Below are 22963 nucleotides of genomic sequence, written 5' to 3'. Positions count from 1 at the left end.
TGGACGACCGGGCCGCAGGGACCACTGACGGCGTCAGGCGCCGCGTCTCCGTGCTCGCCTAGAAGTCCTTGCAGAGGCGCAGGGCGTCGTAGATCGCTGCATGGGTGTTGCGCGGCGCGCTGCAGTCACCGAGCCGGAACAGCAGCGGTCCCTCGCCCTCCTCGCTCAGGCACGGCTGGGGCTGGATGGCGTAGAGGGCCTCCAGGTCCACCTGCCCCTTGTTGCGGGACTGGGGCTTCAGGGCGTAGTAGAGGGCCTCGTCGGGGCGCACGCCGTTCTCGACCACCACCTGGTCGACCACGCGCTCCTCCTGCTGGCCGGTGTACTCGTTCTCGAGCACCGCCACCAGGCCGTCTCCCTCACGGTAGACCTTGTGCAGCATCAGGTCGGAGGTCATGATCACCTCCTTCTGGTAGAGGCTGCGGTAGTAGGTCGGGAAGGTGGTGCCGCCGACCGCCGCACCGGGCTTGATGTCGTCGGTGACGATCTCGACCTTGGCCCCCTTGTCGGCCAGGTAGTCCGCCGCGGACATGCCGGAGAACTCGCAGATGGCATCATAGATCAGCACGTTCTTGCCCGGCTCGACCTTGCCGTTGAGCACGTCCCAGGTGCTGACGACCAGGCTTTCCTCGGGATTCTCGGAGTAACCCCACTCCTCGTGCTGCTCGAGGTACGGATGACCGCCGGTGGCGAGCACCACGATGTCCGGACGCAGGTCCTGGATGGTGGCCTCGTCGGCACGCGTGCCCAGGCGCTGGTCGACGTTGAGGCGGGCCAGCTCGAGCTGGTACCAGCGGGTGATACCGGCGATCTGGTCGCGCTGGGGTGCCTTGGCGGCGGTGGTGATCTGACCACCGAGGGCCTCGGAGGCCTCGAAAAGGGTCACGTCATGGCCACGCTCGGCGGCGACCCGTGCCGCCTCCATGCCGCCGGGACCACCGCCGACCACCACGACCTTGCGCTTCGGCCCCTCGGAGGGCTCGATGATGTGCGGCAGGCCCATGTACTCCCGGGAGGTGGCAGCGTTCTGGATGCACAGCACGTCCAGCCCTTGGTACTGGCGGTCGATGCAGTAGTTGGCCCCGACGCACTGCTTGATCTGGTCGACCTGGTCCATCTTGATCTTGGCGATCAGGTGCGGGTCGGCGATGTGCGCCCGGGTCATGCCCACCAGGTCCACGTAGCCGCCCTCGAGGATGCGCTCGGCCTGGTTGGGATCCTTGATGTTCTGGGCGTGGATCACCGGCGCCTTGACCACTTCCTTGATGCCGGCGGCCAGGTGCAGGAAGGGCTCCGGCGGATAGGCCATGTTGGGGATGACGTTGGCCAGGGTGTCATGGGTATCGCAGCCCGAGCCGACCACGCCGAAGAAGTCCACCTGGCCGGTGGCGTCGTAATAGGCGGCGATCTGCTTCATGTCGTCTTGAGACAGGCCGTCCGGATGGAACTCGTCGCCGCAGATGCGCATGCCGACCACGAAGTCGTCGCCGACCTCGGCGCGCACGGCCTTGAGTACCTCCATGCCGAAGCGCATGCGGTTCTCGAAGCTGCCGCCCCACTGGTCGGTCCGCTTGTTGACGCGCGGGCTCCAGAACTGGTCGATCAGGTGCTGGTGCACGGCGGACAGCTCGACGCCGTCCAGGCCGCCTTCCTTCGCCCGGCGCGCGGCCTGGGCGAAGTCACCGATGATGCGCCAGATATCCTCCTCCTCGATGGTCTTGCAGGTGGAGCGGTGGACCGGCTCGCGGATGCCGGACGGCGACAGCAGGGTCGACCAGTCGAAGCCATCCCAGCGCGAACGGCGACCCATGTGGGTGATCTGGATCATGATCTTGCCGCCATGCTTGTGCACGGCATCGGCGAGATTCTGGAAGTGCGGGATGATGCGGTCGGTGGCCAGGTTCACCGAGCTCCACCAGGCCTGGGGGCTGTCGATGGAGACCACCGAGGAGCCGCCGCAGATGGCCAGGCCCACGCCGCCCTTGGCCTTCTCTTCGTAGTACTTGACGTAGCGGTCGGTGGTCATGCCGCCGTCGGTGGCATACACCTCGGCATGGGCGGTGCTGACCACGCGGTTGCGAATGGTGAGGTTGCCGATCTGGATCGGCTGGAAGATCGCGTCGAATGCCATGGTGATGCCTCCTCAGCCCTGCTGGGTGTCGAGCGGACGGGTGACGAACACCCCGACGTCGCAGCCTTCTTCGGCGGCGCTCTGCGTCTGTTCGGCGACGGTGCGCAAGTCGCTGCCGCGCGCGGCGAGGATCTGGTCCATGGCGCCGGCGAACCAGCCGGTGAACATGTACTCGACCTTGCGGCCCACCTTGCCCAGCTGATAGACGAAGGCGCTGTGCTCGAGCCGCACCCGGCAGGTGCCCGCCTCGAGGTCGATGGCCTCGGTGACGAACTTGCCCCAACCGCGCTGGGACAGACGCTTCATGTAATGCTCGAAGACCGCCTCGCCCTCGAGGCCATGGCATTCGGCCTCCTTCTCGCACCAGTGCCAGGCGCTCTTGTAGCCGGCATCGTAGAGGATCTCGGCATACTTCTCGGCGCCCAGCGCCTCTTCCACGGCCACGTGGTTGTTGATGAAGAAGTGACGCGGCACGTAGAGCATCGGCAGGGCGTCGGTGGTCCAGACGCCGGTCTCGGCATCCACTTCAATGGGCAGTTCGGGGGCCATCTTGGTCACGGTGTCACTCACTCGACTTGTTGTAGGTTTCGGGTTCAGGGGCAAGGGCGATCATTCGCCCCAGACATCGCGCAGCACGCGGACCCAGTTCTCGCCCATGATCTTGCGCACCTGGGATTCGCTGAAGCCACGGCGCGAGAGCGCCTCGGTGAGGTTGGGGAATTCGCCGATGGTGCGAATGCCCTCGGGGTTGATGATCTTGCCGAAGCGGGTCAGGCGACGGGCATAGCCCTTGTCGTGGGTCAGCCACTCGAAGAAGGTCTGGTCGTGGCCCTGGGTGAAGTCGGTGCCGATGCCGATGGCATCCTCGCCGACGATGTTCATCACGTACTCGATGGCCTCGACGTAGTCGTCGACGGTGGCGTCGACGCCGGCGCGCAGGAAGGGCGTGAACATGGTCACGCCGACGAAGCCGCCGTTGTCGGCGATGAACTTGAGTTCCTCGTCGGACTTGTTGCGCGGATGTTCCTTGAGGCCGGACGGCAGGCAGTGGGAGTAGCACACCGGCTTCTCGGAGGCCTCGATGACTTCGGTGGACGTCTTCTCGCCGACGTGGGAGAGGTCGCACATGATGCCGACACGGTTCATCTCGGCGACGATCTCGCGACCGAAGCCGGACAGGCCGCCGTCACGCTCGTAGCAGCCGGTGCCGACCAGGTTCTGGGTGTTGTAGCACATCTGCACGATGCCGACGCCGAGCTTCTTGAAGATCTCGACGTAGCCGATCTGGTCCTCGAAGGCGTGGGCGTTCTGGAACCCGTAGATGATACCGGTCTTGCCCTCTTCCTTGGCCCGGATGATGTCCGCGGTGGTCCGCACCGGACGCACCAGATCGCTGGATTCGGCCATCAGGGCGTCGGTCTTGACGATGTTGTCGACGGTGGCCTGGAAACCTTCCCAGACGGACACGGTGCAGTTGGCGGCAGTGAGGCCGCCCTTGCGCATGTCCTCGAACAGCTCGCGATTCCACTTGGCGATAACGAGACCATCGATGACGATGGCGTCCTGGTGCAGCTCGGAAGGGGTCATGGCAGGGCTCCGGAATAGTGCATGAACTTGCCGGCAGCATATCCCCCGGCCCCCGGGGCTCGGCGCCTGGAAGCGACCGGGAAAGTTTCAAAAGCGTCATGGCAGTCGCGATCGCGACATGGCGGGACTGGCGCCCGCTTCACAGCCGTTGCAGGTAGGCGGCACCGCCGAGGTTGCGCATCTGGCGGCGGATCCAGGCGCTGCGACCCAGCACATGGGGCCCGGGACGGGAGGCGCTCCAGCCACGGGGATTGGGCAGGATGGCGGCCAGGCGGCTGGCCTGGACGGCGCTGAGCTGCGCTGCGGAGACGCCGAAGTAGTGACGGGCCGCGGCCTCCAGGCCGAAGACGCCGTCATCCCATTCGGCGATGTTGAGGTAGACCTCGAGGATCCGCTCCTTGGGCCACAGCATCTCGATGAGCAGGGTGAACCAGGCCTCCAGGCCCTTGCGCACCCAACTGCGGTCGGTCCACAGGAAGAGGTTCTTGGCGGTCTGCTGGCTGAGGGTACTGGCACCGCGCAGGTCGCCGCCGTTGAGGCTGGCGGTGACGGCGCGGCGCAACTCGACCAGGTCGAAGCCGTGATGCACGGGGAAGCGCTGGTCCTCGGCGGCGATCACCGCCAGCTTGGCCTGGGGGGACAGCGCGTCCCAGGGGCGCCATTCCTGGCGGATATCCAGCGACTCGCCGTCCCGCCAGGCCTCCACCTTGCGCTCGAGCATCACCATGGAGCCGCCCACCGGCACCACCCGGAACATCAGCACCAGCAGGACCGACAGCCCCACCCAGCCCAGCAGGGCGAGTCCCAGGACCCGCGCCGCCCGGCGCCCCCACCCCCGCATCAGGCCTCGCTCATGTTCTGAGCCGCACGCTGGCGTAGGTGGGCTCGCCCTTGGCCTGAGCCAGGGCGTTCATGGCAGCGGAAACCGGCTCGCTGGCGACCGGCTCGTAGGAGGCGGACTGCAGGATGGTCGCCGTCTCCTTGCCCAGGGTCACCGGCAACAGCTCCACGGCACTGCTGCTCAGCCGCTCATCCCGGGGCGGAATGCCGAAGTATTCCCGGTAGCACTTGGAGAAGTGCGGCGTGGAGACGAAGCCGCAGGCCGAGGCCACCTCGATGATCGACATCGCGGTCTGCTTGAGCAGCTGGCGGGCCCGGGTCAGACGCAGCTTGAGGTAGTAGCGCGATGGCGAACAGTGCAGGTTCTTCTGGAACAGCCGCTCGAGCTGGCGACGCGAGACGTCCACGTAATCGGCCAGCTCGTCGAGGCTGATCGGCTCCTCGAGGTTGGCCTCCATCAGGGCGACGATCTCCAGCAGGCGTGGCTGGGTGGTGCCCAGCACGTGCTTGAGCGGCACCCGTTGCTGATCCTGCTCGTTGCGCACCCGGTCGTAGATGAACATCTCGGAGATGCCCGCCGCGAGCTCGCGACCGTGGTCGCGGGCGATCAGGGTCAGCATCATGTCCAGCGGGGCGGTGCCCCCGGAGGTGGTGGCACGGTCGCGGTCGATGGAGAACAGCCGGGTGGTCAGGGCCACCTTGGGGAAGGCCTCCTGCATGGCGGCCAGGCACTCCCAGTGCACGCTGGCCTCGAAGCCGTCGAGCAGCCCCGCCCGGGCGAGCGCCCAGGTCCCCGTGCACACCGCCCCCAGGCGACGCGACTGTCGCGCCTGGGACTGCAGCCAGCTGACATGCTCGCGCTGGACGCTGCGCTGGGGGCCCACCCCGCCGCAGACGATCACCGTGTCCAGTGCCAGGGGCACGGTGGTGGCGGCGTCCGGGGTGATCTGCAGGCCATCGCTGGCCTTCACCGGGGCGCCGTCGAGGCTCAGGGTGAACCAGCGATAGAGCTCGCGACCGGCCAACTGGTTGGCCATGCGCAAGGGCTCGATGGCCGAGGCCAGGGAGATCAGGGTGAAGTTGTCCAACAGCAGGAAGCCGATGGTCTGGGGGGTAGCGGCAGCACGTGAGGCCTGGGGGGTAGTTGTCATCTAGATACTCCGGCGCATGTGTCTTGAGCCCCTATTCGCCTTGTCTTTGCTCTTCGGAATCAGGGCGTTGGGCATGCCGGCCGCATCAGGTGTCGCTGTCAGGCATGCTCATTGCGGAATGTACCCCGCGTGTCGTTTTTCGGCATGTCAAATTTGCCTATCGGATGGTCATTCCCGGTGGACTGAGACAATCACGCCGCTGATGAACATCCGCATGTCGCTCCGGGAAACGCGTCGCCAGGGTAGCATGCCGCCCTGGCGGGCGGCATGTCCCCTCGGCACCCTCAGCGGGTCGCGTGCAGGTGCTTGGCGTGGTAGCGCAGGTGGTCGTCGATGAAGGTGGCGATGAAGAAGTAGCTGTGGTCGTAGCCCGGCTGGCGACGCAGCGTCAGCGGATGGTCCCGCTCGGCGCACACCGCCTCCAGCCGCTCGGGACACAGCTGCTCCTCGAGGAAGTCGTCGGCCTCGCCCTGGTCGATGAACAGCGGCTGGCGGGAGGCGCCCCGGGCGACCAGCTCACAGGCGTCGTACTGGGTCCAGTTGCCGACATCCTCGCCCAGGTAGCCGCCGAAGGCCTTGCGGCCCCAGGGGCATTGGGTGGGATTGACCACCGGCGAGAAGGCCGATACCGAGCGGTAGTGCCCCGGCCGGCGCAGCGCCAGGATCAGGGCGCCGTGACCGCCCATGGAGTGACCGCTGATCGCCTCGCGGCCGTTGACCGGGAAGTGCTGGCGCACCACCGACGGCAGCTCCTCGGCCACATAGTCGTACATCCGGTAGTGGTCCTTCCAGGGCGCCTGGGTGGCATTGACGTAGAACCCCGCCCCGGAGCCGAAGTCGTAGCTGTCGTGCTCGCCGGGCAGGTCCAGCCCGCGCGGGCTGGTGTCCGGGCAGACGATGGCGATGCCGAGCTCGGCGGCCAGCCGCTGGGCGCCGGCCTTCTGCATGAAGTTCTCGTCGGTGCAGGTCAGCCCCGACAACCACCACAGCAGCGGTACCCGCTCGGTCTCGGCCTGGGGCGGCAGGTAGATGGCGAAGGTCATCTCGCAGTCCAGCGCCCGGGAGCGATGGCGATAGCGCTTGTGCCAGCCGCCGAAACAGCGGTTGGCCGAGACCAGTTCGAGGTGTTCGGTCATGGTCATGGGCGACTCCTCATGGGGTTCGCACGGTGCCGGGCGTGCCCCGATCATTGCGGTTCGCGCGGCACCGGGCGCGGATTAATAGTGGAGGACGGTCCGGATGCTCTCGCCCTTGTGCAGCAGCTCGAAGGCCTCGTTGATCTTCTCGAAGGGCATGTCGTGGGTGATGAAGTCGTCGATGTTGATCTCGCCCTTCATGTAGCGATCCACGTAGCCGGGCAGCTCGGTGCGCCCCTTGACCCCGCCGAAGGCCGAGCCCTTCCAGACCCGCCCGGTGACCAGCTGGAACGGGCGGGTGGAGATCTCCTCGCCGGCGCCGGCCACGCCGATGATCACCGACTCGCCCCAGCCCTTGTGGCAGCACTCCAGCGCCGAGCGCATGACGTTGACGTTGCCGATGCACTCGAAGGAGTAGTCGACGCCGCCGTCGGTCATGTCGACGATCACCTGCTGGATGGGATCGGCATGGTCCTTGGGATTGACGAAGTCGGTGGCGCCGAACTGGCGGGCCAGCTCGAACTTGTCGGGATTGACGTCGATGGCGATGATGCGGCTGGCCTTGGCCATCTGTGCGCCCTGGATCACCGCCAGGCCGATGGCACCCAGGCCGAACACCGCCACGGTGGCGCCCGGCTCGACCTTGGCGGTGTTGAGCACCGCACCGATGCCGGTGGTCACACCGCAGCCCAGCAGGCAGATCTTGTCCATGGGCGCCTCCTTGGAGACCACCGCCAGGGACACCTCCGGCACCACGGTGTACTCGCTGAAGGTCGAGCAGCCCATGTAGTGATGCAGCGGCTTGCCCTCCAGGGAGAAGCGGCTGGTGCCATCGGGCATCAGGCCCTTGCCCTGGGTAGCGCGCACCGCCTGGCACAGGTTGGTCTTGCCCGAGAGGCAGAACTTGCACTGGCCGCACTCGGCGGTATACAGCGGGATGACATGGTCACCCGGACGCAGGCCGGTGACCCCCTCGCCCACTTCCTCGACGATGCCGGCACCCTCATGCCCCAGCACCGAGGGGAAGAGCCCCTCCGGGTCGGCGCCGGAGAGGGTGAAGGCGTCGGTGTGGCAGACGCTGGTGGCGGCCATGCGCACCAGCACCTCGCCGGCCTTGGGGCCCTCGACATCGATCTCGACCAGCTCCAGGGGCTTGCCCGCTTCCAGGGCGACGGCGGCGCGTGATTTCATGGTGCGGTCCTCTTCATTCAGGGTTGGATGATGTCCCTGCAGTCTAGGCAAGAGCGCACACTCCGATAAACTGCATCAAACTCATCACATTATTGCCATACAGCAACAATCCATGAAGAGGACGCCACATGCAACGCTGGGACCGCGTCGAGGCCTTCGTCGAGGTGGTACGCCTGGGCGCCTTCAAGGCCGCCGCCGAGCGGCTCAAGGTATCGAGTTCCCATGTCAGCCGACTGGTCAGCCAGCTGGAGAACCAGCTGGGCACCACCCTGCTCTACCGCACCACCCGGCGGATTCGCCTGACCGAGGCCGGCCGCCTCTACTATCAACACTGCCAGCACCTGGTCGAGGGCTTCCACGAGGCAGAGGCCGCCATCAAGGACCTGCAGGCCAAGCCCACCGGCCTGCTCGGCCTGACCTGCGCGACGACCTTCGGCGAGCGTTTCCTGGCGCCGCTGGTCCACGACTTCATGTGCCGCCATCCGCGGCTCGAGGTGCGCATGCACTTCACCAATCGCCAGGTGGACATCATCGATGAGGGCTTCGACATCGCGATCCGCATGGGCACCCTCAAGGACTCATCGCTGATCGCCCGGCGCCTGTGCGAGCGCCGCGAGTACGTGGTGGGCTCGCCGGCCTACTTCACCCGAGTGGCCCAGCCCCACAGTCTCTCGGAGCTGGCCCGGCACCGCTGCCTGGTGGGCTCGCGGGACTACTGGCGCTTCGACGTCGAGGGCGTGCGCCGCGAGGTCCGCGTCGACGGCCCCTGGCACGGCAATTCCGGGCCGGCACTGCTCGATGCCGCCCTCAAGGGGCTGGGGCTGGCCCAGCTGCCGGACTACTACGTCGAGGCACACCTGGCCCGGGGCGAGCTGATCAGCGTGCTCGACGCCTATCGCCACAGCGACACCGCGGTCTGGGCCGTCTACCCCCGCCACCGCCACCGTTCCCCCAAGGTGCGTCAGTTCCTCGATTTCCTGGTCGCGAATATCGACACCGTGCTGCCCGGCCGCCAGTCCGACACGACACGGGGCGCCCCCTAGGTCGTGGCTGGGCCATCGGCCGTCACTTGAAGTTCTTGCGGATGAGCGTCTGGATCTCGCCGACGATGCCGCTGCGAAAGCTCAGCACGCAGATCACGAAGATCGCCCCGAGGATCACGCCGACCCAGTTGCCCAGCGGCGACTGGGCGAGCTGGGTCTGCAGGCTGACCACCAACCCCGCGCCCACCAGGGGACCGAAGAGGGTGCCCACCCCGCCCAGCAGGGTCATCAGGATGACCTCGCCGGACATGTGCCAGTGGGCGTCGGTGAGCGAGGCCAACTGGAAGACCACCGTCTTGGTGGACCCCGCCAGGCCGGCCAGGCCGGCCGAGATCACGAAGGCCACCAGCTTGTAGGCGTCGACGTTGTAGCCCAGCGACACCGCCCGGGGCTCGTTCTCGCGGATCGCCTTGAGCACCTGGCCGAAGGGCGAGTGCACGGTGCGCTGGACGATGGCGAAGCCGATCACGAAGACCGCGAACACGAAGTAGTACATGGCCAGGTTGCTGGACAGGTCGACCAGGCCGAACAGCTGCCCGCGGGGCACGCCGTGCAGGCCATCCTCGCCGCCGGTGAAGGGTGCCTGGATGAAGAAGAAGAACATCATCTGGGCCAGCGCCAGGGTGACCATGGCGAAATAGATCCCCTGACGGCGGATCGCCAGGGCGCCGAACACCAGGCCGAGCGCCACCCCGGCCAGGGTCCCGGCGAGGATCCCGACCTCCGGCGCCAGGCCCGGATGGCTCGACAGCAGAAAGCCGGTGACATAGCCGCCGGTGGCCAGGAAGGCCGCATGGCCGAAGGACAGCAGCCCCGCATAGCCCAGCAGCAGGTTGAAGGCACAGGCGAAGAGCGCGAAGCACAGGATCTTCATCAGGAAGACCGGATAAGCGACGAAGGGGGCCACCAGGCCGATCCCCAGCAGCGCCAGGTAGAGGGCCCCCCGGCGCTGCCGGGCCCGCCGGTGCCGCTTCATGGCGGGCGTGAGAGGGTGCGTCGTGGCCATCATGTCATGCCTCCTTACCGAAGAGCCCCGCGGGACGCAGCATCAGCACCAGGATCATCACCAGGAAGATCACGGTATTGGCGGCCTCGGGGTAGTACACCTTGGTCAGCCCCTCGACCAGGCCCATGCCCAGGCCGGTGAGGATGGCACCGAGGATCGAGCCCATGCCGCCGATCACCACCACGGCGAAGACCACGATCAGCAGGCTCGAGCCCATGGTCGGCGAGACCGGGTAGAGGGGCGCGGCCAGCACGCCGGCGAAGGCAGCCAGCGCCACGCCGAAGCCGTAGGTCAGGGTGATCAGCTGCGGCACGTTGACGCCGAAGGCCTGCATCAGTGCCGGGTTCTCGGTGCCGGCCCGCAGGTAGGCGCCGAGGCGGGTGCGCTCGATGATGAACCAGGTCACCAGGCAGACGACCAGCGCCGCCACCAGCACCCAGCCGCGGTAGGTGGGCAGGAACATGAAGCCCAGGTTGAGCCCGCCCTGCAGCGCCTCGGGCACCGGGTAGCTGGCCCCGGACACGCCGAAGACATTGATCAGCGCCCCCTCGAAGATCAGTGCCAGGCCATAGGTCAGCAGCAGGCCATAGAGGTGGTCGAGATGGGCGATGCGCCGCAGCACGGTGCGCTCGATCACCATGCCCAGGCCGCCCACCACCAGGGGCACCAGCAGCAGCGCCAGCCAGTAGTTGATGCCCAGGTACTGCAGGCCCAGCAGGGCCGCGAAGGCCCCCAGCATGTACTGGGCGCCGTGGGCGAAGTTGATGATCTTCAGCAGGCCGAAGATCACCGCCAGCCCCAGGCTCAGCAGGGCATAGAAGGCGCCGTTGATCAGGCCCAGCATCAGCTGGCCCATGAACACCGCCAGCGGCACCCCGAATATCATCGTCATGGCAGGGTCTCCTCGCCGTCAGGGGGCGGCGGCCGCAGCCGCCGCCGGGTCGGGCTCAGCTCACTGGCTGACCAGGTCGCACTGGCTCTCGCCGAGCGGGCGGTAGGCCTCCTCGGCGGGAATGGTGCTCTTGATCTCGTAGAGGTCCCACTCGCCGGTGGACTCTTCCGGCGACTTCACCTCGGCCAGGTACATGTCGTGGACCATGCGGCCGTCCTCGCGGATGCGGCCGTTGCGGGCGAAGAAGTCCTCGACCGGGGTCTCGGCCATCCGGGCGCGCACCGTCTCGGCATCGTCGGTGCCGGCGGCCTCCACGGCGTTGAGGTAGTGCAGGGTGCTGGAGTAGACACCGGCCTGAACCATGGTCGGCATGCGACCGACACGCGCGAAGTAGCGCTCCGCCCACTCCCGGGACGGCTCGTCCATGTCCCAGTACCAGCCGGTGGTCAGCAGCAGGCCCTGGGTGGCCTCGAGGCCCATGGCATGGACGTCGTTGAGGAAGATCAGCAGGCCGGCGAGTTGCTGGCCGGTCTGGGTCAGGCCGAACTGGCTGGCGGTCTTGATGGCGTTGACGGTGTCGGAACCGGCATTGGCCAGGCCGACGATATCGGCGCCGGAGCCCTGGGCCTGGAGGATGTAGGAGGAGAAGTCGCTGGTCGGGAAGGGATGGCGCACCCCGCCGACGACCTCGCCGCCGCTCTCCTCCACCACCCTGGTCACGTCGCCCTCCAGGGCGTGGCCGAAGGCGTAGTCGGCGGTGAGCATGAACCACTTGTCGCCACCCTGCTCGACCACCGCCTTGGCGGTGCCGTGGGCCAGCGGATAGGTGTCGTAGACCCAGTGGATGTGGTTCGGGGTGCAGTGCTCGTTGGTGATGCTGGAGGCCGCCGACCCCGAGACGATGCCCAGGCCGTTCGCCTCCTCCAGCACCTTGGTCACGGCGATGGTCACCGAGGAGGCCACCATGCCGGCCACCAGGTCGACGTTCTGCTGGTCGATCCAGCCACGCACGGTGTTGGCTCCCACGTCGGCGCTGTTGCGGTCGTCGGCGCTGAACACCTCGATGGGCACCCCCTTGACCTCGCCACCGACGTCCTCGACGGCCATCTTCAGGGCCTCGAGGCCGCCGGGGCCGGCCAGGTCGCGATAGGTGCCGGACATGTCGGCCAGATAGCCGATGCGCACGGCATCGTCGCTCATCTCGGCCTGGGCGGTGCCGGTGGCCAGCACGGTGGCGGCGATGGCGACGGTACTGACGAGACTGCGCTTGTTGAAGGTCATCGTTCTCTCCGTGCCCCGAGGGGCGGTTTGTTGTTGTTGGCTGGCGAGTGGCGGTGTCGGGACGACGGCGACACCGTCACACCCCCAGCAGGGAATTCAGGTGCTCGCGCCGGGCAGGCAGCTCGGCCGCCGAGATCTCCTCGATGATGCGGCCGTGCTCCATGACGAAGTGGCGATCGGCGAGCGGGGCGGCGAAGCGGAAGTTCTGCTCCACCAGCACGATGGTCATGCCGCGGGCCTTGAGCTTGACCAGCACCTCACCCAGCGCCTGGACGATGACCGGCGCCAGCCCCTCGGTGATCTCGTCGAGCAGCAGCAGGCGGGCTCCGGTGCGCAGGATCCGGCCCATGGCCAGCATCTGCTGCTCGCCGCCGGAGAGCCGGGTGCCCTGGCTGCGGCGACGCTCGTAGAGGTTGGGGAACATGGTGTAGATCTCGTCGAGCCCCATGCCGCCGGAGCGTACCGTGGGCGGCAGCAGCAGGTTCTCCTCGACGTCGAGGCTCGAGAAGATGCCGCGCTCCTCCGGGCAGTAGCCCACGCCCAGCCGCGGGATGCGGTGCGGCCGCATGGCCAGGGTCTCGTTGCCGTTGATGACGATGGACCCGGTGCGCCGGCCGACCATGTTCATGATCGCCTTGAGGGTGGTGCTGCGCCCGGCCCCGTTGCGGCCCAGCAGGGTCACCAGCTCGCCGCGCCGCACGTCGAAGTCGACGCCGTGGAGGATGTGCGACTCGCCGTAGAAGGCGTGCAGGTCCCGCACCCGCAGCATCTCGGCGCCGTCGAGGTCGCGGTAGTCGGTGATCGCCTCGGCTGCCTGGCTCATCCGCTGGCCTCCTCTTCCGCCGCCTCGCTGCCCATATAGGCCTCCCTCACGCGGGGATCCTTCGAGACGGACGCGTAGTCGCCCTCGGCGAGCACCGCGCCCCGTGCCAGTACGCTGATGCGGTCGCACAGCCGGCTGACCACGCCGAGATTGTGCTCCACCATCAGCACGGTCCGACCCGTCGAGACCCGGCGGATCAGCTCGACGATGCGGTCGACGTCCTCGGCCCCCATGCCCTGAGTCGGCTCGTCGAGCAGCATCACCGTGGGCTCCAGCGCCAGGGTAGTGGCCACCTCCAGGGCACGCTTGCGGCCATAGGGCATCTCCACGGTGAGCACGTCGGCATCGTCCTGGAGGCCGACCTCCTCGAGCAGCGCCAGGGCCCGCTCGTCGAGGGGCTCGAGGGAGCGCTCGGACTTCCAGAAGTGGAAGGAGGTACCGAGGCGGCGCTGCAGGGCCACCCGCACGTTCTCCAGCGCGGTCATGTGGGCGAACACCGCCGAGATCTGGAAGGAGCGCACCAGCCCGAGGCGGGCGATCTCGTTGGCCCGCATGGCGGTGATGGGCCTGCCGCGATAGAGGATCTCGCCGCGGGTCGGCGGCAGGAACTTGGTGAGCAGGTTGAAGACGGTGGTCTTGCCGGCGCCGTTGGGGCCGATCAGGGCATGGATATGCCCTTCCCGAACCTGCAGGTTGACGTCGTCCACGGCGGTGAAGCCGCGGAATTCCTTGGTCAACCCGCGAGTCTCGAGCACGAACTCCTGGGTCATGGGACGTCCTCTCGGGACCGCCGTGGCGATCCGCCGTTGCATTGCTGTTGTCGTTGTTGTGGTGCCGAGGTGGCGGTGGCCCCACGGGTGGCGTGACCACTTTTACCTTTACGTCAACGTAAGCTAGAGGACGAAACGCAGGGCGGCAACCGCAGAATCACCGAACTCGACCAATGGCGTAGACGCCCGACATCCGTCGCCTGACAATAAAAAAGGCGCGCCACCCGCTCCGGGTCGCGCGCCAGGCAGGGCGGCATCCGCCGCCCGAGAGAGATGGGGTGTCAGCACTCGATGGCGTTGACCGCCAGGCCGCCCTTGGAGGTTTCCTTGTACTTATCCTGCATGTCGGCGCCGGTATCGCGCATGGTACGGATCGCCTTGTCCAGGGAGATGAAGTGCTCGCCGTCGCCGCGCAGGGCCATCTGGGTGGCGTTGATGGCCTTGACCGAGGCGATGGCGTTGCGCTCGATGCAGGGCACCTGTACCAGGCCGCCCACCGGGTCACAGGTGAGTCCCAGGTTGTGCTCCAGGCCGATCTCGGCGGCGTTCTCCACCTGGCCCGGGGTGCCGCCCAGCACCTCGGTCAGTCCCGCCGCCGCCATGGCGCAGGCCGAGCCGACCTCACCCTGGCAGCCCACCTCGGCCCCGGAGATGGAGGCATTCTTCTTGCACAGGATGCCCACCGCGGCCGCGGTCAGCAGGAAGTCGACCACGCAGCGCTCGTCGGCGCCCTCCTGGAACTTCATGTAGTAGTGCAGCACCGCGGGGATGATGCCCGCCGCCCCGTTGGTCGGCGCGGTGACCATGCGCCCACCGGCGGCGTTCTCCTCGTTGACCGCCAGGGCGTAGGCGTTGACCCAGTCCATCGCCGAGAAGGTCGTGGAGATCAGGTTGGTATCGCTCTCCAGCGCCTCCAGGCGACGATGCAGGGCCCCGGCGCGGCGCTTGACGTTGAGCCCACCGGGCAGCACGCCCTCGCCCTGGAAGCCCTGGTTCACGCACTCCTGCATGGCCTCCCAGATTCGCCACAGCCCGGCACGGATCTCGGCCTCGCTGCGCCAGGCCTTCTCGTTTTCCATCATCAGCTCGCTGATGCGCAGGTCATGCAGGCGGCACAGCGCCAGCAGCTCGTCGGCGCTGTTGAAGTCATAGGGAAGCGCCGTGGTATCGGAATCGAGCTCGCCACGGGCGGCCTGATCCTCGTCGATCACGAAGCCGCCGCCCACCGAGTAGAAGACGTTGCGGTAGAGCTCGCCGGCATGGCCGTGAGCCACCAGGGTCATGGCGTTGGGGTGGTAGGGCAGGCTCTCGTCGTGCCACTGCAGGTCCCGGGCCCACAGGAAGGGGATCGCCAGGTGGCCGTCGAGCAGCAGGGTCTGGGATTCCAACAGCTCCTCGATGCAAGGCGTGACGATGGCCGGGTCGATGGAATCGGGCAGCTCGCCCATCAGCCCCATGATGGTGGCCTGGTCGGTGCCATGGCCCTTGCCGGTCGACGACAGCGAGCCGTGCAGGTGCACCTCGACCCGGGCCACCCGCTCCAGCAGATCCTGACGACGCAGGGCCTGGACGAAGTCGTAGGCCGCGCGCATGGGTCCGACCGTGTGCGAGCTGGAGGGGCCGATGCCGATCTTGAAGAGGTCGAAGACGCTGATTGCCATGATGATGCCTCGTGTCTGGGCCGGATCGCTCCGGTGTCCGCCTTGTTGTCAGTCAGGCTAAAGCCATGTGGCTTTCTGCCCCGGTTGGCCCTTATCTTGGGGGCAGTCTCGTGCCCCGGCAATCGAGAAAATCTCGTCGACAGTATAGAATGGCTAAACCATGAGCCGTCTCCTGAATTCCCAGACCCACGCCTGGCTGAAGGTCTTCGTCGTCAGCGCCCGCCACCTGTCCTTCACCCGGGCGGCGGAAGAGCTGCACGTGACCACCGGCGCCGTCAGCCAGCAGATCAAGCAGCTCGAGGACCGCCTCGGCTTCAAGCTGTTCCGCCGCCTGCCGCGGCGCCTGGCCCTCACCGAGGAGGGCCGGCGCCTGGCCAGCGTGGTGGACGAGGCCTACCAGTCGGTGGGGCTGGAGGTGAAGCGCCTGCGCAGCGGCGTGATGAGCGGCATCATCCGGCTACGGGCGGTGCCCTCCTTCCTCAACAAGTGGCTGATGCCCCGCCTGCCCCGCCTGCAGGCCCGCTTTCCGGACATCGAGCTGCACGTCACCGCCGAGGACAGCAGCATCTCCCTGCGGGAGGGCGACTTCGACCTGGCCCTGGACCTCAACGACGGCCACTACCCCGGCCTGGCCATCACGCCCCTGATGGAGGAGACCATCTTCCCGGTCTGCGCCCCGTCACTGCTGCGCGGGCGGCCGCCATTGCGGCGCCCCGAGGACCTGGCCTGGTACCCGCTGCTCCACGACGTCACCGCCTGGCGCGGCAGCCACGACTACGGCGAGTGGGAGCACTACCTGAAGGCCATCGAGGCGCCCCTGGTCAACGTGCGTCGCGGCTACACCTTCAACCGCAATCACCTGACCATGGAGGCGGCCATCGCCGGGATGGGCGTGGCGATCGCCCGCCAGACGCTGATCACCGGCGAGCTGGACAGCGGCGCGCTGATCGCCCCCTTCGATCAGCGGGTCGCCACCGGCATGCACTACGGCATCGTCTACGCCAGCGGCGCCCTGGACGACCGCCGCGTGCGGGCCGTGCATGACTGGCTCATCGAGGAGGCCGGCCGTCCCAGTGGAAGCCGTCGACTGGCGCGCGACGGCCGGGCGAGACAGGTATAATTCGCCCTAGACCTCATGGCTTGCAGTGCAAGCCATGAGGTCTAAACGCTTTACCCTGTTACCACGAGACCATGGATGCCCTCGACATCGCCCCCCGACCGAATCGGCTTTCCCGCCCTCTGCCTGCGCGGCCTGGCCTACATCCTGCTGGTGGGCGCCCTGATGCAGGGCGTACTGCACGAAGCCCTCGGCGTCACCAGCGAGCAGTTCGCCGAGATCGGCTTCACCGAGCTGACCCAATCCCTGCTGCTGACCATCGCCACGGCGCTGGCGCTGGCGGTGCGCCTGCTCGACCATCGGCTGCGCCATGTGGCACTGCTGCTGGTCGGCCTGCTCGGCGCCTCGCTGATCCGCGAGCAGGATGCCCTGCTGGATGCCCACGTCTTCGATGGCGCCTGGCAGACCCTGGTCAGCCTGCTGGTACTGCCGGTGCTGTTCGTGGTGATCCGGAGCCGCCGGGCCTTCGTCGCCGAACTCGAACGCTGCGCCGGGAGCTTCGCCTTCGGCCTGTTCGCCGCCGGCTTCCTGACCACCTACGTGTTCTCGCGGCTCTACGGGCGCAGCGAGCTGTGGCAGGCGATCCTCGGCGAGCACTACCTGCGCACCTTCAAGGATGCCGCCGAGGAAATCACCGAGCTGTTCGGCTACACCCTGCTGGTGCTGGCGATGTTCGAGCTGCTGCTGCTGGTACGCCGCTGGCGGCGCCGGGCCGACATCGCCACGCCCTGACAAACGACGACGCCCGCAGGTGGGCCTGCGGGCGTCGTGGTCACGGGGTAGAGCCGGGCGTCACTCGTCGAGGAAGGAACGCAGCGGCTCCGACCGCGACGGGTGGCGCAGCTTGCGCAGCGCCTTGGCCTCGATCTGGCGAATCCGCTCGCGGGTCACGTCGAACTGCTTGCCGACCTCCTCCAGGGTATGGTCGGTGTTCATGTCGATGCCGAAGCGCATGCGCAGCACCTTGGCCTCACGGGCGGTGAGCCCGCCGAGCACGTTGCGGGTCGCCTCGATCAGGCCCTCGCCGGTGGCCGAGTCGATGGGCAGCAGCATGGTGCCGTCCTCGATGAAGTCGCCCAGGTGCGAATCGTCGTCGTCGCCGATCGGGGTCTCCATGGAGATCGGCTCCTTGGCGATCTTGAGCACCTTGCGCACCTTGTCCTCGGGCATCTCGAGGCGCTCGCCCAGCTCCTCGGGGGTCGGTTCGCGACCCATCTCCTGGAGCATCTGCCGGGACACCCGGTTGAGCTTGTTGATGGTCTCGATCATGTGCACCGGGATGCGGATGGTGCGCGCCTGGTCGGCGATGGAGCGGGTGATCGCCTGACGGATCCACCAGGTGGCATAGGTCGAGAACTTGTAGCCGCGCCGGTACTCGAACTTGTCCACCGCCTTCATCAGACCGATGTTGCCCTCCTGGATCAGGTCGAGGAACTGCAGGCCACGGTTGGTGTACTTCTTGGCGATGGAGATCACCAGCCGCAGGTTGGCCTCGACCATCTCCTTCTTGGCCCGCCGGGCCTTGGCCTCGCCGATGGACAGCCGGCGGTTGACCTCCTTGATCTCGGTCACCGGCAGCAGCACCATCTCCTCCTCGAAGGCGATCTTGCGCTGGGCGCGCTGGATATCGGCCTTGAGGGGCGCCAGACGATCGGCGTACCGGGCGTTGTCGGCCATGAAGTCGTCGACCCAGTCCTGGCGCGACTCGTTGCCGGGGAAGGCCTTGATGAAGGTCTTGCGCGGCACCTTGGCCTTCTTGACGCACAGCTGCATCACCGCCTTTTCCTGGGCACGCACCTGCTCGACGCTGATGCGCACCTGGCCGACCAGGCGCTCGAAGTGCTTGGGCACCAGCTTGATCGGCGAGAACAGCTCGGCCAGCCGCGCCAGCTCGGCCTGGGCCTCGGCGGAGCCGCGGCCATGGGCATCGATGGCCTGGCGCGCCGCCTGGTTCTGCTCACGGATCTGCTCGAAGCGCGCCTTCGCCTCCTCCGGATCCGGGCCGCCGCCGCTGTCATCATCCTCGTCGGCGCTGTCGTCGTCCTCGTCGGCCGCGTCGGCCGTGGGCTCGGGCTCCTCGGGAACCTCCGCCTCGGCCACGCCCGGGATCCCCTCGTCGGGATCGATGAAGCCCGAGAACAGGTCGGACAGGCGCCCCGGGGCCTCCTCGTCCTGGGTGGCATCATAGGCCTCGAGGATGGAGTCCACGGCGCCCGGCAGGTAGGCCAGGGCGGACATCACCTCGCGGGTGCCCTCCTCGATGCGCTTGGCGATCTCGATCTCGCCCTCACGGGTCAGGAGCTCCACCGTCCCCATCTCGCGCATGTACATGCGCACCGGGTCGGTGGTCCGGCCCACGTCGCTCTCCACCGCCGCCAGCGCGGCCACGGCTTCCTCGGCCGCCGACTCGTCGGTGGAATGGTCGGCCATCATCAGGGTATCTTCATCGGGCGCTTCCTCGACGACATTGATACCCATGTCGTTGATCATGCCGATGATGTCTTCCACCTGATCGGGGTCGGCGATATCCTCGGGTAGATGGTCGTTGACCTCGGCATAGGTCAGGAAGCCCTGTTCCTTGCCGCGCGCGATCAACTCCTTCAGACGTGACTGCTGCTGCGCATTTCCAGCCATAGAAACCCTATCTCGACGAAGAAGAATGAAGCACCTGAAGCACTGAGGCGGAGAAAACTCGATAAGCCGAACAGTATAGCGGGTTAGACCGCTCTTTTGCCAGTTCGATGTATTTGCGCGGTCATTCAGGTGTGTTAGGTTGTCAGGTTGCGTCCCGTTCAGGTGACGCTGATGTATATGGTGATGGTAGGAGTAAAATCAACCCCATCGCCACTTTCCCGGCGATCGCCGCGACTCCTCCCTGCAGGCGACGACGAGTCTCACCCCTTGAGTTCCATCAACAGCTCATTCAGCCGCTGACGCTCCTCTTGCGACAGCCGCTCGCCGGCCTGCATCCGGGCCAGCAGGGCGCCGTACTCCTCCTGGGGCGAGCGCTGCCGGCGATGTCGCTGGAAGTAGGCCACCCAGTTGTCCAGCTCCGCGCCTCGCAGTCCCCTCGGGACCAGGGGCTGGCGACGCGCCAGCGTCGCCAGCCGCTCGCCCTCCGGCGTGCCGTGGAAGTGCGCCAGCAGCACCTGGGCGCTGCGGTAACGCCCCGCCTTCAGCAGGCGCACCACCTCGCGACACAGGCCGGCATCCGGGTCGTCCTGGTCGCACCAGTCATCGCTCTCGGGGAGGCGCTCGACCAGCCCCGGGTCGTGAACCAGCAGCTGCAGGGCGCGAGCCATCAACCCGAGCGCCGCCCCGCCGCCGGACGGTCGCCCCGGCGGCGGGGCGACCGTCGCCTCGGGAGGCGCCGTCGGGCCCGCTGACGATGCCGGGACTGCAGCGTCCTCCTTGGCCATCAAGGCCTCGAAGCTCGACGGGTCGACGCCGGTGCGTCGGGAGAGCTCCGTCAGCAGCAGCGACTTCAGCACCCCCTCCGGCAGGCGACCGATGGCCGCCAGCACCTGGCTGGCATAGCGTTCGCGCTCCTCGATCCGTTCGAGGTCGCGCCCCTCCGCCGCCTGCTCGAAGAGGAACTCCGACAGCGGACTGGCACAGGTGATGCGGTCCTGGAAGGCCTCGGCCCCCTCGCGGCGCACCAGGGTGTCCGGATCCTCTCCCTCGGGAAGGAACAGGAAGCGCGCCTGGCGCCCGTCGATCATCTGCGGCAGCACCGTCTGCAGGGCCCGCGTCGCCGCCTGGCGGCCGGCCCGGTCGCCGTCGAAGCAGAACACCACCTCGCCGACCAGGCGGAACAGCCGCGACAGGTGCTCCTCGCTGGTCGAGGTGCCGAGGGTGGCCACCGCGTTGCGGATGCCGAACTGGGCCAGGGCCACCACGTCCATGTAGCCCTCGACGATCACCAGACGCTCGAGGCGCGCCTCGGCCTGGCGGGCCTCATAGAGCCCGTAGAGTTCGCGCCCCTTGTGGAAGACCGGAGTCTCCGGGGAGTTGAGGTACTTGGGCTTGGCATCGCCCAGCACGCGACCGCCGAAGGCGATGGTCCGGCCACGGATGTCCCGGATCGGGAACATCACCCGGTCGCGGAAGCGGTCATAGGTGCGTCCACTGTCCTCGCGATGCACCAGCAGGCCATACTCCACCTGCACCGCCTCGGTAATGCCTCGCTCCCCCAGGTGACGCTTCAGCGTCTCCCAGTCGTCGGGGGCATAGCCGATGCCGAAGGCCTGCTGCACCTCCGGCGACAGGCCACGCCTGGCCAGGTAGTCCCGGGCGCCCTGGCCCTCCGGCATCTTCAATCGCTCGCGAAAGAAGCTCGCCGACAGCTCGAGCAGGTTCACGCCTTCCTTGCGCTTGCGCTCCCGGGCCTGGTGGCGCGGATCGTCGGCGCCCTCCCGGGGCACCTCGAGCCCCAGCCGGGCCGCCAGCTGCTCCACCGCCTCGGGAAAGCGCAGCTTGTCGTACTCCATCAAGAAGCGCAGGGCGTTGCCGTGGGCGCCGCAGCCGAAGCAGTGATAGAACTGCTTGTCGGCGCTGACGGTGAACGACGGCGACTTTTCCTGATGGAAGGGGCAAAGCCCCGAATGGTTGCGCCCGGCCTTCTTGAGCTTCACCCGCTCGCCGACCACTTCGACCACGTCGACACGGGCCAGCAGGTCATCGATGAAGCGCTGTGGAATCTGACCGGCCATCGGGCAATCCAGGCATGGTTGAAGGCGGTGCGCCGAAAAACGGCGCAAAAACAAGCGGCCACCGATTGGCGGCCGCTTGGCGTCCCTCCCGAGACGGCCCGCGAGAACGCCGGCCGACTCCAGTACGGATCAATAGAGCCGTTCGAAACGCTTGCGCTCGCGCTGAAGCTTCTTCGCGTGACGCTTGACGGCAGCCGCCGCCTTGCGCTTGCGCTCTGCGGTCGGCTTCTCGTACTGCTCGCGACGACGAACTTCGGAGAGAACACCGGCTTTTTCACAGGAACGCTTGAAGCGACGCAGCGCGACGTCAAACGGCTCGTTATCACGTACTTTGACAGAAGGCATTAAGCACTCACCTACCTTGGAAAACTTGAGTTCGGTTTGAACGCACGCCTTCCGGAGCCCCATCTCGCTCGATCGAGTGACACCGACATCGCCAGGCGAGCCGGTACGAAACGAGGTAATAACACGGGATGTTGCCCCCGGGCGCACGACCCAGTCTTGCAGCGCACAGCATTCTAGTCGTCGTGAGCGCTCCATGCAAACCGTTTCGCCGACCCGGCCCCTGCCGCCGCCCGGCCAAAAGGCGTAGAATGCCGCCATTTCCGCTGACGGGCCATGACCATGCGTGTACTGGGCATCGAGACCTCCTGCGACGAGACCGGCGTCGCCCTCTACGATACCGAGCGCGGCCTCGCGGCCGACGCCCTCCACAGCCAGATCGCCATGCATGCCGAATACGGCGGCGTGGTGCCGGAGCTCGCCTCCCGCGACCATACCCGTCGCCTGCTGCCGCTGATCCAGCGCGTGCTGGACGACGCCGGCCTGACGCGCTCCCGGCTCGATGCCATCGCCTATACTGCCGGCCCCGGCCTGGTCGGCGCGCTGATGGTCGGCGCCAGCACCGCCCACGGCCTGGCCCGGGCGCTGAACATCCCGGTGCTCGGTGTCCATCACATGGAAGGGCACCTGCTGGCCCCCATGCTGGAGGACGCACCGCCAGCCTTTCCCTTCGTGGCCCTGCTGGTCTCCGGCGGCCATACCCAGCTCGTGGAAGTCGCCGGCCTGGGCCGCTACCGGCTGCTCGGCGAGTCCGTGGACGACGCCGCCGGCGAGGCCTTCGACAAGGCGGCCAAGATGCTCGGCCTCGACTACCCCGGCGGCCCCGCGGTGGCACGCCTGGCCGAGGCCGGCGACCCGACGCGGCTGCGCTTCCCCCGCCCGATGACCGACCGTCCCGGCCTGGACTTCAGCTTCTCGGGGCTGAAGACCCATACCCTGACCGCTATCCGCCGGCTCGAGGCCGAGGGTGCCCTGGACGAAGCGGCCCGGGCCGACGTGGCCCGGGCCTTCGAGGACGCCGTGGTCGACACCCTGGCGATCAAGTGCCGCCGGGCCCTGGAGGCGACCGGGCTCAAGCGACTGGTGGTGGCCGGCGGAGTCAGTGCCAATACCCGCCTGCGCGAGCGCCTGGAGCGGGAGGCCGGCAAGCGCGGCGCCGAGGTCCATTATCCCCGCGGGCGCTTCTGCACCGACAACGGGGCGATGATCGCCTATGTGGGGGCCCAGCGCCTGCTGGCGGGGGAACATGATGAGCCTGGCCGGATGCAGGCGGTGCCCCG

20 protein-coding genes are annotated in these 22963 nt (G+C 67.5%); 4 read left to right on the top strand and 16 right to left on the bottom strand.

The window, feature by feature from the left end; translation table 11 throughout:
* Positions 1–58: 58 nt before the first annotated feature.
* The 7 genes from dgcA to FHR97_RS05945 all read right to left on the bottom strand — a co-directional run bounded on the left by dgcA (position 59) and on the right by FHR97_RS05945 (position 8036).
* On the bottom strand, positions 59–2131 hold the full coding sequence (gene dgcA / locus FHR97_RS05975) for a dimethylglycine demethylation protein DgcA (protein ID WP_183382842.1): 2073 nt from the start codon (positions 2129–2131) through the stop codon (positions 59–61).
* Positions 2132–2143: 12 nt separating this feature from the next.
* On the bottom strand, positions 2144–2689 hold the full coding sequence (locus FHR97_RS05970) for a DUF5943 domain-containing protein (protein WP_183382841.1): 546 nt from the start codon (positions 2687–2689) through the stop codon (positions 2144–2146).
* Between the two features lie 51 nt (positions 2690–2740).
* Positions 2741–3718: a dipeptidase gene (locus FHR97_RS05965; RefSeq protein WP_183382840.1), complete on the bottom strand. Its 978-nt coding sequence runs from the start codon at positions 3716–3718 to the stop codon at positions 2741–2743.
* Positions 3719–3857: 139 nt separating this feature from the next.
* Positions 3858–4559, bottom strand: coding sequence for a monofunctional biosynthetic peptidoglycan transglycosylase (gene mtgA, locus FHR97_RS05960; RefSeq protein ID WP_183382839.1), 702 nt, complete (start codon positions 4557–4559; stop codon positions 3858–3860).
* Between the two features lie 10 nt (positions 4560–4569).
* The gene (gene gbdR, locus FHR97_RS05955) at positions 4570–5709 is read right to left on the bottom strand and encodes a choline metabolism transcriptional regulator GbdR (RefSeq protein ID WP_183382838.1); all 1140 of its coding nucleotides are present in this window, start codon (positions 5707–5709) and stop codon (positions 4570–4572) included.
* A gap of 284 nt (positions 5710–5993) precedes the next feature.
* Positions 5994–6851 (bottom strand): S-formylglutathione hydrolase, encoded by an 858-nt coding sequence (gene fghA, locus FHR97_RS05950; protein ID WP_183382837.1) that lies wholly within the window; start codon positions 6849–6851, stop codon positions 5994–5996.
* A 75-nt stretch (positions 6852–6926) separates the two neighbouring features.
* Positions 6927–8036, bottom strand: coding sequence for an S-(hydroxymethyl)glutathione dehydrogenase/class III alcohol dehydrogenase (locus FHR97_RS05945; protein WP_183382836.1), 1110 nt, complete (start codon positions 8034–8036; stop codon positions 6927–6929).
* A 128-nt stretch (positions 8037–8164) separates the two neighbouring features.
* On the opposite strand from FHR97_RS05945, the gene FHR97_RS05940 reads away from it, so the two are divergent.
* Positions 8165–9079, top strand: a complete 915-nt coding sequence (locus FHR97_RS05940) for a LysR family transcriptional regulator (RefSeq protein ID WP_183382835.1) — start codon at positions 8165–8167, stop codon at positions 9077–9079.
* A 22-nt stretch (positions 9080–9101) separates the two neighbouring features.
* Here the strand turns inward: FHR97_RS05940 and FHR97_RS05935 are convergent, their stop codons facing one another.
* From FHR97_RS05935 to FHR97_RS05910, 6 genes are all read right to left on the bottom strand, one after another.
* The gene (locus FHR97_RS05935; protein WP_183382957.1) at positions 9102–10085 is read right to left on the bottom strand and encodes a branched-chain amino acid ABC transporter permease; all 984 of its coding nucleotides are present in this window, start codon (positions 10083–10085) and stop codon (positions 9102–9104) included.
* A gap of 4 nt (positions 10086–10089) precedes the next feature.
* Positions 10090–10977: a branched-chain amino acid ABC transporter permease gene (locus FHR97_RS05930; protein ID WP_183382834.1), complete on the bottom strand. Its 888-nt coding sequence runs from the start codon at positions 10975–10977 to the stop codon at positions 10090–10092.
* Between the two features lie 60 nt (positions 10978–11037).
* On the bottom strand, positions 11038–12258 hold the full coding sequence (locus tag FHR97_RS05925) for an ABC transporter substrate-binding protein (protein ID WP_183382833.1): 1221 nt from the start codon (positions 12256–12258) through the stop codon (positions 11038–11040).
* Positions 12259–12334: 76 nt separating this feature from the next.
* Complete coding sequence (locus tag FHR97_RS05920) at positions 12335–13081, bottom strand: ABC transporter ATP-binding protein (RefSeq protein WP_183382832.1); 747 nt, start codon at positions 13079–13081, stop codon at positions 12335–12337.
* A complete protein-coding gene (locus FHR97_RS05915; protein WP_183382831.1) occupies positions 13078–13851 on the bottom strand; it encodes an ABC transporter ATP-binding protein in 774 nt (257 codons plus the stop codon). The genes FHR97_RS05920 and FHR97_RS05915 overlap by 4 nt, the downstream gene beginning before the upstream one ends.
* Before the next feature lie 281 nt (positions 13852–14132).
* The gene (locus tag FHR97_RS05910; RefSeq protein ID WP_183382830.1) at positions 14133–15512 is read right to left on the bottom strand and encodes an L-serine ammonia-lyase; all 1380 of its coding nucleotides are present in this window, start codon (positions 15510–15512) and stop codon (positions 14133–14135) included.
* Between the two features lie 160 nt (positions 15513–15672).
* Here FHR97_RS05910 and FHR97_RS05905 point away from each other — a divergent pair, with 160 nt between their 5' ends.
* Together FHR97_RS05905 and FHR97_RS05900 are read left to right on the top strand one after the other, a co-directional pair.
* Positions 15673–16632, top strand: coding sequence for a LysR substrate-binding domain-containing protein (locus tag FHR97_RS05905; protein WP_183382829.1), 960 nt, complete (start codon positions 15673–15675; stop codon positions 16630–16632).
* Between the two features lie 75 nt (positions 16633–16707).
* Positions 16708–17361: a hypothetical protein gene (locus FHR97_RS05900; RefSeq protein ID WP_183382828.1), complete on the top strand. Its 654-nt coding sequence runs from the start codon at positions 16708–16710 to the stop codon at positions 17359–17361.
* 60 nt (positions 17362–17421) lie between these two features.
* Here the strand turns inward: FHR97_RS05900 and rpoD are convergent, their stop codons facing one another.
* The 3 genes from rpoD to rpsU all read right to left on the bottom strand — a co-directional run bounded on the left by rpoD (position 17422) and on the right by rpsU (position 21686).
* On the bottom strand, positions 17422–19263 hold the full coding sequence (gene rpoD, locus FHR97_RS05895) for an RNA polymerase sigma factor RpoD (protein ID WP_183382827.1): 1842 nt from the start codon (positions 19261–19263) through the stop codon (positions 17422–17424).
* 260 nt (positions 19264–19523) lie between these two features.
* Complete coding sequence (gene dnaG / locus FHR97_RS05890; RefSeq protein WP_183382826.1) at positions 19524–21341, bottom strand: DNA primase; 1818 nt, start codon at positions 21339–21341, stop codon at positions 19524–19526.
* 129 nt (positions 21342–21470) lie between these two features.
* Positions 21471–21686, bottom strand: coding sequence for a 30S ribosomal protein S21 (gene rpsU, locus FHR97_RS05885; protein ID WP_013333229.1), 216 nt, complete (start codon positions 21684–21686; stop codon positions 21471–21473).
* Between the two features lie 279 nt (positions 21687–21965).
* On the opposite strand from rpsU, the gene tsaD reads away from it, so the two are divergent.
* Positions 21966–22963: tRNA (adenosine(37)-N6)-threonylcarbamoyltransferase complex transferase subunit TsaD (gene tsaD, locus FHR97_RS05880; RefSeq protein ID WP_183382956.1), on the top strand; the 998-nt coding region annotated here is incomplete at its 3' end.

Source organism: Halomonas stenophila (assembly GCF_014192275.1).
GTDB classification, from domain to species: domain Bacteria; phylum Pseudomonadota; class Gammaproteobacteria; order Pseudomonadales; family Halomonadaceae; genus Halomonas; species Halomonas stenophila.
This window is presented reverse-complemented; position numbering and strand designations above follow the sequence as displayed.